This is a genomic window from Planktothrix sp. FACHB-1355 (assembly GCF_014748295.1).
Taxonomy (GTDB): domain Bacteria; phylum Cyanobacteriota; class Cyanobacteriia; order Cyanobacteriales; family Aerosakkonemataceae; genus Aerosakkonema; species Aerosakkonema funiforme_A.
Genome location: NZ_JACJUP010000175.1, coordinates 1 through 8,446 on the forward strand (window position 1 = coordinate 1; position 8,446 = coordinate 8,446).

The 8,446-nt window shown below is 44.3% G+C and carries 9 protein-coding genes; 2 read left to right on the forward strand and 7 right to left on the reverse strand.

Annotated features, from left to right (window positions below; genetic code table 11):
• The 3 genes from H6S82_RS10315 to H6S82_RS10325 all read right to left on the reverse strand — a co-directional run.
• Positions 1–1,331: serine/threonine-protein kinase (locus H6S82_RS10315; RefSeq protein WP_191056199.1), on the reverse strand; the 1,331-nt coding region annotated here is incomplete at its 3' end.
• A 134-nt stretch (positions 1,332–1,465) separates the two neighbouring features.
• Positions 1,466–2,932 (reverse strand): DUF5009 domain-containing protein, encoded by a 1,467-nt coding sequence (locus H6S82_RS10320; protein WP_322111933.1) that lies wholly within the window; start codon positions 2,930–2,932, stop codon positions 1,466–1,468.
• A gap of 66 nt (positions 2,933–2,998) precedes the next feature.
• Positions 2,999–3,559, reverse strand: coding sequence for a DUF2808 domain-containing protein (locus H6S82_RS10325; protein ID WP_190466316.1), 561 nt, complete (start codon positions 3,557–3,559; stop codon positions 2,999–3,001).
• 197 nt (positions 3,560–3,756) lie between these two features.
• Here H6S82_RS10325 and H6S82_RS10330 point away from each other — a divergent pair, with 197 nt between their 5' ends.
• The gene (locus tag H6S82_RS10330) at positions 3,757–4,257 is read left to right on the forward strand and encodes a DUF4149 domain-containing protein (RefSeq protein WP_190466318.1); all 501 of its coding nucleotides are present in this window, start codon (positions 3,757–3,759) and stop codon (positions 4,255–4,257) included.
• A gap of 70 nt (positions 4,258–4,327) precedes the next feature.
• Here H6S82_RS10330 and H6S82_RS10335 read toward each other — a convergent pair whose 3' ends face one another.
• The 3 genes from H6S82_RS10335 to H6S82_RS10345 form a co-directional block, all read right to left on the reverse strand.
• The gene (locus tag H6S82_RS10335) at positions 4,328–4,615 is read right to left on the reverse strand and encodes a TMEM165/GDT1 family protein (protein ID WP_190466321.1); all 288 of its coding nucleotides are present in this window, start codon (positions 4,613–4,615) and stop codon (positions 4,328–4,330) included.
• Between the two features lie 36 nt (positions 4,616–4,651).
• Positions 4,652–5,098 carry a TMEM165/GDT1 family protein gene (locus H6S82_RS10340; RefSeq protein WP_322111931.1) on the reverse strand — a complete coding sequence of 149 codons (447 nt, stop codon included), beginning with the start codon at positions 5,096–5,098 and terminating at the stop codon, positions 4,652–4,654.
• 226 nt (positions 5,099–5,324) lie between these two features.
• The gene (locus H6S82_RS10345; protein WP_190466324.1) at positions 5,325–6,242 is read right to left on the reverse strand and encodes a DUF4388 domain-containing protein; all 918 of its coding nucleotides are present in this window, start codon (positions 6,240–6,242) and stop codon (positions 5,325–5,327) included.
• A 273-nt stretch (positions 6,243–6,515) separates the two neighbouring features.
• Here H6S82_RS10345 and H6S82_RS10350 point away from each other — a divergent pair, with 273 nt between their 5' ends.
• The gene (locus H6S82_RS10350) at positions 6,516–6,698 is read left to right on the forward strand and encodes a hypothetical protein (RefSeq protein WP_190466325.1); all 183 of its coding nucleotides are present in this window, start codon (positions 6,516–6,518) and stop codon (positions 6,696–6,698) included.
• Here the strand turns inward: H6S82_RS10350 and H6S82_RS34340 are convergent.
• Complete coding sequence (locus tag H6S82_RS34340) at positions 6,695–8,224, reverse strand: serine hydrolase (protein ID WP_190466327.1); 1,530 nt, start codon at positions 8,222–8,224, stop codon at positions 6,695–6,697. The two genes, H6S82_RS10350 and H6S82_RS34340, sit on opposite strands and share 4 nt — an antisense overlap.
• Positions 8,225–8,446: the final 222 nt, after the last annotated feature.

Here is an 8,446-nt window from a genome sequence, read left to right on the forward strand (position 1 = left end):
TCTCTTTGGGCTGCACTACCTTCCAGTTCTGCTAAGGGAGGTTGCTTGCCGATGAGGATTTCTAGTTCTGGGATAACATCAATAATTACTTGACCGTTTTCTCCTAAAGCTGCCAAGATTTTGGCTTTCCACTCGGCTAGGTCGGCGGCACTTTCGGTGAGCAATTGCCGTATGAGATTCTGGAATGCTTGTACCCAAGCAGAAAAGGGGATATCGCGCTTGAATTGGTCGTATTTACCTTTGATGAAGTAACCGCGCTGGCGGACTATAGGTTTGTGGACTTCATTGACTATGGCAGTTTTGCCAATTCCGGAAAATCCTGCTACCAGCATCATTTCCGTGCTTCCGGAACTCACTCTGTCAAAGGCGGCTAAGAGGGTTGCTACTTCTGGTTCTCTACCGTATAGCGTTTCTGGAATTGAGAAGCGCTCGGCGATATCCCTTTTTGCCAAGTCAAAGGGTGATATCCTACCTTTATCTGAGTATTCCTGCAAACACTTTTCCAGGTCGTGCTTGATACCAAATGCGGATTGATACCGCTCTTCTGCGGTTTTAGCCATCAGTTTGATTACCATGTTGCTCAATACCTGGGGGATGAGGGGATTTACATCAACAGGTGGAATTGGCTTTCTGGCAATGTGGCAATGGACTAATTCCATTGGGTCATCGGATTGAAAGGGAAGTTGTCCGGTGAGCAGTTCGTAGAAGCTAACTCCCAAGGAATAAAAATCGGTGCGATAGTCGATACTTTTGTTCATCCGTCCTGTCTGTTCGGGGGACATATAGGGTAGTGTCCCTTCCAGGACGTTTGGGTTTTGAATTTCCTGGTTTTCTTTTGGTAGTAGGGTGGAAATGCTGAAGTCAATCAGTTTGATTTGTCTGGTTTCTGGGTTAATCAGAATATTGTCGGGTTTAATATCTTTGTGAATAACGCGGTTTTGATATAATCCTTCTAAGCTCTCGACAACGTGGATGGCAATCTGGAGAAATTCTTGAAGGGAATCGGCGGATGTACCAAAACCTCTTTCCCCCCATTTCTGCATTTCTTCTGTGAGGGAAATACCGCCAAAGTCTTCCAGGACTAGAACTAACTTGCGATCGAAGGTTTGCAGTCGCAGGTGCTTGACAACTCCTGGCAAGTCAAGATTTTTAGCGATCGTATACTGATTGCGGAACTGCACCTGTTCGTTTAGGGGGGGATGATCGGACTTGAGTAGTTTGATAACTACTGGTTGAGTGTCTGATTCGGAAATGCCCCGATAAACTTCGGTTCTGGAACCTGAGTAGATCTGCTCAGTGAGGCGATAGCCAGGAATTGCGATCGAAGCCATTTTTTTTACAACCACTAATAAACTTTTATCTGTATTGTTTGAGGTATAGCCAAGAAGGATACTTTTTGTCAACCCTGCGGCTTGGCTTGACAGTCTTAGATCTGCGTATTTATATGGGATGGCGTCGGCGATCGCTATGTTCGCCAAAATATTTTCTGTTTGGTAAAGATGCTCACAATACACGCCACTATTAAGGTGTAAATAACTCCTTTAAGGAATCCGAGCCAGGGAGCTTTAGTATTTTCTATGACCCAGGGATCTATTTTGCTTAACACTAGGATTGGCCATACCAGATTTGCAAATCCCACGTAGGCAATCATTGGGTTTTGGCCATTATATATTAATATTTGTAAAGGTTTTTGGTATTTAAAAATATCTATTATTACAGTAAAAATAATTAATATGAAAAAAGCCATAGCTACAGTCACAAAATAGTAGCTAAAAGTGGCAGGATCTTTTTTAAGGCCGCCCTGAAATGGCTCAAAAAACAACCCCAAAAAAAGCCAATAAACGCCCCATTTATAGAAATTTTTGATTAAATATTCGGTTTCGTTGCTAGGTTTGCTGAAGAAAAACCAACATAGCCAACATATCACACCACTAAGTAAAGTTGTTTGCCATACCCATCTAGTTTGCAATCCAACCAGCAGCGCTAAGCAGTTAAATAATAGTAATAAAATAATACAATAAAAACGATTTTTAGGCCATTGGCGATTTAGCTTTTCAGATAATGCTTTGTCTTCAGTTGTTACGGACGGAACGATCGCATCTGCATCTGGGTTTGTGTGGAGCCAGTTTAAAATCAAATCCCCAGCAATAGTACCGGGTATTACTACGAACAAATAGGACAAATAAGCAAACTGAAAAATCCAGGGTATTGGGGAAGTTGACCAAAGCTGTCCGATCCAACTGTTACCAACGGTAGCTGACAAACGCACGGCGAATAATAAAGCCAAAAATCCCAGACGTAACCATAAATTTGACTTTGTAAACAACCAGACTAGGGAGCCAAAAACGGCTGTATTCGTCAGGACGATTAGGATAATATCGCTGCGATCGAGTGAAAAACCGCTGCCATCGGGATATCGCAGTTGAGAAAGCAGTATAATTGCCGATACCCATGCTGTCATAGTAATTGTTGTGCGTTGCCATTTTGGTAAAGAATCCGGCAAACGTACAAACATAAAAAACAGCAGTAAAAATCCCCACAAGGCAATTATCCATTTTTGGGGAGTATTGGCTTGACTGATTACAGTTGGGCGTAGATGCTCCAGAACTATAGCAAATGTTCCTAAAAAAAACCCTCTTTTGAGGATATATAAAATAAGTTGTATTTGATTATCTTTTTTGGCGATTCGACGAGACAGTGCTAGGGGTATGGCTGCTCCCATCGAAAATAAAAATAATGGAAATACGAGATCGACCCAGGTTAATCCGGGCAGATTGGGATTGTGGGTGTGGGTAGGCGGTGGTACTTGCGCGTGATACATCCAAGCGGGTAATATCCTGTAAGCGATCGTACCCGATAAGATCATTGTTAAAACAGCGAATCCACGCAGGGCATCTAAGGCGTAGGCGCGTTTTTGAGTTGGTGCAGAAATAGTTTTTTCCTCCTCTTAGCGGATGCAAGGATTTTGGAAAAGGCGATCGATCCGAAACAGCCCGTTTCAAGGCCAACCGAAGTCTCTATTATCGTAGAAATGCAGGCGTCCGAAGCCGAGAAACTGACCGTGTGTTTTCTCACCTGGGGGAAAAGCTGTGACTCCAAATAAGTAGACTCCAGCATATTTGGGATTGCGAATCGGATTGAGCGCAATTGTGACTGTTTTGCCTGGGGCTACTGGGGGATCGAATGCGATCGACAGCATCCGTTTATTATCATCCCTCATTACAGATCCTAGCGCTATTGTTTTACCTTTGTCCCCGCGTGTTCCCTCAAAGGCGCGGCTATCTTCCAAATCGAATTCAATATCATCTATTCCCTCTTGCTGGGTAATTGTCACTCTTTGCAGCGGTTCTCCCGCATTATTCGGTAGGCTGAGGGTAAAATAGTATTTGGCTCCCCACACATAAACGTCGTTAAAGGTCGTTGATGCAGAGACGAGGCTGGGAGGTTGGGCGAAGTAAACTGTGCCATCTGCTAAGCGAATCGCCGATGCTGCTGGGATGTTGGACAGCAGTCCTGCCGTCAGCGCTAACGTTGTTCCTAAAATGGTAGAAATACGCATCGTCCTTTACCAAAATTAATCTTTAAAAAGCGAAAGGAAAATTACTTAACAGATTATTGTTGAGTTAACTTAGTTCTTAACAATTATTATATTAACTTTTTTAAATAGCTTTGACAGTTTACTCTGTAAAAATATTTCACACTTGTTGCAAAAGATTTTAGTTAAGCTAAAGGTAACGCCTAAAGCAAGGAAATTATATGTCTGCTTTTTCTAGCGTTGAATTAAAACGCCCCGTATGGCAAACGGTAGTTATTTTTACCTTGGCCTTTTGGCTAAGCGCAACGCTGATTCTCGATTTAGTAATTATGCCCGGTATGTATGCGGCGGGTATGATGAATCAAGCCGGATTTGCCACGGCTGGGTATATTATTTTCTGGTTTTTTAACCGCATCGAGCTATTATGTGCTGCTTTGGTCTTAACAGGAGCTCTCATTCTCGATCGCACTCATTATATTGCTGGCAAGCAGAGCCGTAACGCAATTATCTTATCTTCCATACTTCTGACGATCGCTCTGATTTGCACCTATGCCTTGAGTCCCCAAATGAGTGCGCTGGGATTAAATCTCAATCTTTTTGAGCCTGTTGCTGAAGTTCCTGGCACGATGAATATGCTTCACGAAAGCTATTGGGCTCTCGATCTTGTCAAACTGATTGCTGGTGGTGCGATTCTCAGCCTGTGCTATCGGGAACGCTCGTAAGGTAGGGTGGGCAATGCCCACCATCCAGATTGAAACATTGTTGGGGTGGGCATTGCCCACCCTAAATTTTTTAATCGGACGAATCGGCTGCGGGCCAAAGCAAACGCACCGCCATAAAAGCAAAACCGATCGCTGCGATCGTCTTTACCAGACGGACAGGCAACAGAACAGATGCCCCTTCTCCTGCCAGTACGCCCAGAAAGCTAGTCAGCAGTAACGCCCCAGCCGTTCCGAAAAATACTGTGCGCGGAAATTTAGAACTGCCGCTGAGAGCGATCGCCGCCAGTTGGCTTTTGTCTCCCAACTCAGACAAAAATACCGTAATGAAACTTAATCCCAACAGATTCCAGTCGAGCATATTAATTTTGAATTTTGGAATTTATACTGTAGCGGTTTAGTAGTGGGCGACTTCCCAGAACAGCTGGATGGCGATGAATAGCAAACTCACACCCGCTGCTTTTTTGAGCATTTGCGGAGATATGCGGTTTGCTAACCAGCAACCCACCATGCACCCCAACAAGCTCGTCGCCACAAGCGCTGAGGACGCCCCAGCAAAAACAAGCCAGGGAGACTGAGATTGGGCACTCATCAGCAGCGTCGCTACCTGGGTTTTGTCTCCCATTTCGGACAGGAAGATGGTCAAAAAAGTCGAGCCGAAGACAGCTAACGCTCCCTGCCGCACTTTTTGAGCTTGTCGGATCTGGGTTGTGTTGTCGGCAGGTTCGCCCTCAGTCGAGTCTGTCGGTTTTGGCTCGCTTGCAGGTTCCAGGGTGCTAAGACTCTGACTGACTGATTCAAAAGCAGGCAAGCTCACAGATGCAGAGGATAGTTTCACAGGCACTTTGGCTAACTACTCAGTTTTTTCATATTTTTTTCATTTTATCTGCTCCGGCACGAAATCTCACCCAGGAGGGAGGGAAATTTTACAGCCAACCAAAAAAAGCGCAACACCGGATGCGATCGGGCTGTGTTGCGCTTGTGTATATGCAGCTAACTCGGTTGCATATTGGAATTCGAGCGTAGCGAGAGATTTTTTGCAAACGATCGCGACCAATTCCACCGCCTCGCTAGGCATTGCCAGAGAATTTATGCGTTAGATCGGGTTTTGAAAAAAAACCAACCAAGTTTTCGATAAATAAATTGTACGTTTTAGATCGATCGGCTAGTTCTATTTGTTTGGAATCTGTTTCGGGAGGATGTATAAAGAATTCCTCCCCGGCGTCCTCGGTTGTGGCACAGTCTTCCGAGTTAAAGGTAAATGTAAATAGAGGAATTTCTTCTAATAACCCAGCAAACATCAATCGGAAAGCTGCTTGCTGAACTTTAACAGTAGGTTGATTTATTTGCTTAGCGATACTACTAATAGATAGGGTGCCATCAGCATATTCCCAAATCTGCCATTCTAAGGAATTCAGTGGCAGTAGAGGTTTCCCCGATACGATACTTTGAATTGCAGAACTAGAATCGGGAATTACATCAGCAAAACCATCCCAGTTGGAGAGCGATCTCAACCCCGCGAGAGCGACTTCCATCGCGGGAATGCTCAAGCCAGTCATCTCGGCAGTTGGTAAAGTAGCTCTACAGTCGAAATCAAATTTACCACTATGTATGTTGAAAAATCCACATATTTCGCGGATCTGGGCTGTAAAAAGTGAGTTAAGCTGTTCTGCTTGTAAAGCACCTTGAGCCTTTAAAGTTAACCCTAAAGGAGCTTCTTGTTGAGAAAGTTTTTGCAGCCGTTGAATCGCTCGCTGACTCAACCAACCTTTTTCCACGATCTTAGAAATTAAACCTTGACCGTCGAGGCGGTCGCCAGCCGCTACGATCCGTCCTTGCTGAAACCAAATGTAGTATGATTTTTGAGCTTCCGAAACAGGAAAATCTACCGGAATCGATAAGGTTAACCGACCGGACTTTCCTTCTCGTTCAATGATTCGGAATAATTCTGCTAAGGAAAAGTCTTCAATACAACTGGCTAGAGTCATTTCTGCAACCCCTATTTGCCTTTAGTTAATAAGGTTAGGCGATATATGAGCGATCGCTCAACTTTACTTAAATCTTAGATTAAAAGCAAATAGTGAAAAAGTTGAGAAAACTAGGGATTAGCCAAAATTAAGAAATTGTGTAGATTAGTTCATCGTTATTCGTTAGTTCATAGAGCGCCAGTTCATTAGAATAAATTGACAAACATAATAAAATATGTATTCTGTAAAGGCAAAGCATACCCTTCGGGAACTGCTACTCCTTCAGAGAAGGCTATGCGTTTACGCGCAGGCTACGCCAACGCGATCGCAGAACGGGTGACAATTCATAACTCAAATCCAAATTTTTCTGGCCAGGGCAATAGCCTGCCGTCAGGTAGGCTATCGCTCTGGCCTGTATGTGCAGACAAATACACTATGTTGCTTTTCTCAAAAGCGATTAATCGACTGACGCTCTAGTTCGGTGATGGATTTGGATTGCTTCCTGTGAGTCGATCGAACACAAAGCGAGACATTTGGGGAAAGAATTTCCAATTGCTGGAGTAGGTGCGATCGCTTCCTAAAATAGCCAAAATGTAAGCTACTTGACCATCTCTTGTCTTCACAAAAGCAACCTCGTGCCGCGAAGTAGAAGTCCATCCGGCCTTAGAAGCAAAGTCAACACTATCCGGTGGTAAAGATTCACCAAAAAAACCCCTGATCGGGTTGAAACCTCCTATGCGAGCCGAATCTACATCCCAAGCTTCTGGATGCAAATCCCTAGCCAGCAAACGAACCATTTTTCGACTAGCTGCCTCTGAAACTGACTTGCCGGTCACAATTTCATACATCAGTCTGGCAACTTGATCGCTGCTAATTTTATTCTGCATGGGATCTTCTGGATCTTTCCACATTTGCATCTCTCTACCTTCTGGTTTTTGCAGCTTCAAGTAACCGATTGGGTAAGTTTTTTGGTTGAGAATGATGCCTTCGTACCCAGCTTTTTGGAAAAAATTATTCAGCTGCTGACGCTTATCGAACCACTCCTGATACTCTTCGCCTTTTAATCTCGTTCCTGATTTTGCGCCAGTAACTACGTCTATAATACGACTAGCGGCATCATTTGATGAGTTTTGAATCATCCGATAAAGGTCTACACTAAAGGCTGCTTCATCTGTAAAAATACCTTGTTCTAACAGAGCGTATACATAAACCATCCAAAACATTTTGATAACGCTGGCAGGATACCGCAATTCCTGTTGTTGATATCCAGCAATTTCGCCTGTTTTGACGTTAATTAGAGTGATTGATAGAGAGTCTGTTGGCAAGTTTTTTTCATCTGCCATATTGACAAGTTCATCAACAATAGCTTGCAAATCTTGGCTTTGTTTCAGATCTGGAGTGGTATTGACGTTGTAGACTATTTCCACATTTTCTGGCGTCTGCTCCGAGAAACTTGCCAATGCAACTGTCCCAGTCGAGGCGGGAATTTCTGGCGGTGCTAAAGGAGATTCCGGCAATAGTAGCACATTGGTAGGAGTGGGTTGGGGAGATGGCTCCGGTGCCGGAGGTCGATACACCAACCGCACCACTATTAATCCTACAAGGAAAAACACTGCCGCTACTCCCAAGGCTATGCCAGCCAATCGCAACTGATATGCTCTGGCTAAGCGACGTTTCGGGGTAAGCCTCCTAGTGCGATCGGTCTGTTCTCGCGGAGAATGTTTAGCTCGGCGTCGTCTTCTTCTACGGCTTGGTTGTTTTTCCGGTAAGAGCGGAATATCCTTGATGCGGCTTGGCTGTCTTTCCGGTAAAACAGGAATATCTTTGAGCGAAAGTGCAGATTGATGCTTATCCCGTTTCTGCAATGAGAAAAGCTGTTTTTGCAACTCGGTATTGTTCTGCTGCAACCGCTTGATAAATCGATTGGCGCGATTTAGTTTTTCCTCAAGCTCACTAATCCTTTGATAAGGGCTTTTGGATTGATATGGTTCTCGCTGTCTCACTCCTACCTCACTCCTACACCTTTTTGCTTTAATCGCTTGGTCTGTATTATCTTAGACTGGCTGCTTTTTTGGTAAAAAACTGTTCGTTAGGGACTAGGGGCTAGGGGTTAGGGGTTAGGGGTTAGGGAAAAGGGGCTAGGAGTTAGGGAAAAGGGAAAAGGGAAAAGGGAAAAGATTTATTTTTCTGCTCCCCCGCTCCCCCGCTCCCCTACTCCCCCAGAT

Bases quoted from the DNA above. Each gene is read 5' to 3' on its own strand.
- H6S82_RS10325 (WP_190466316.1), bottom strand. From the start codon at position 3,559: ATGCGTATTTCTACCATTTTAGGAACAACGTTAGCGCTGACGGCAGGA.
- H6S82_RS10345 (WP_190466324.1), bottom strand. From the start codon at position 6,242: ATGACTCTAGCCAGTTGTATTGAAGACTTTTCCTTAGCAGAATTATTC.
- H6S82_RS10330 (WP_190466318.1), top strand. From the start codon at position 3,757: ATGTCTGCTTTTTCTAGCGTTGAATTAAAACGCCCCGTATGGCAAACG.
- H6S82_RS10350 (WP_190466325.1), top strand. From the start codon at position 6,516: ATGCGTTTACGCGCAGGCTACGCCAACGCGATCGCAGAACGGGTGACA.
- H6S82_RS10335 (WP_190466321.1), bottom strand. From the start codon at position 4,615: ATGCTCGACTGGAATCTGTTGGGATTAAGTTTCATTACGGTATTTTTG.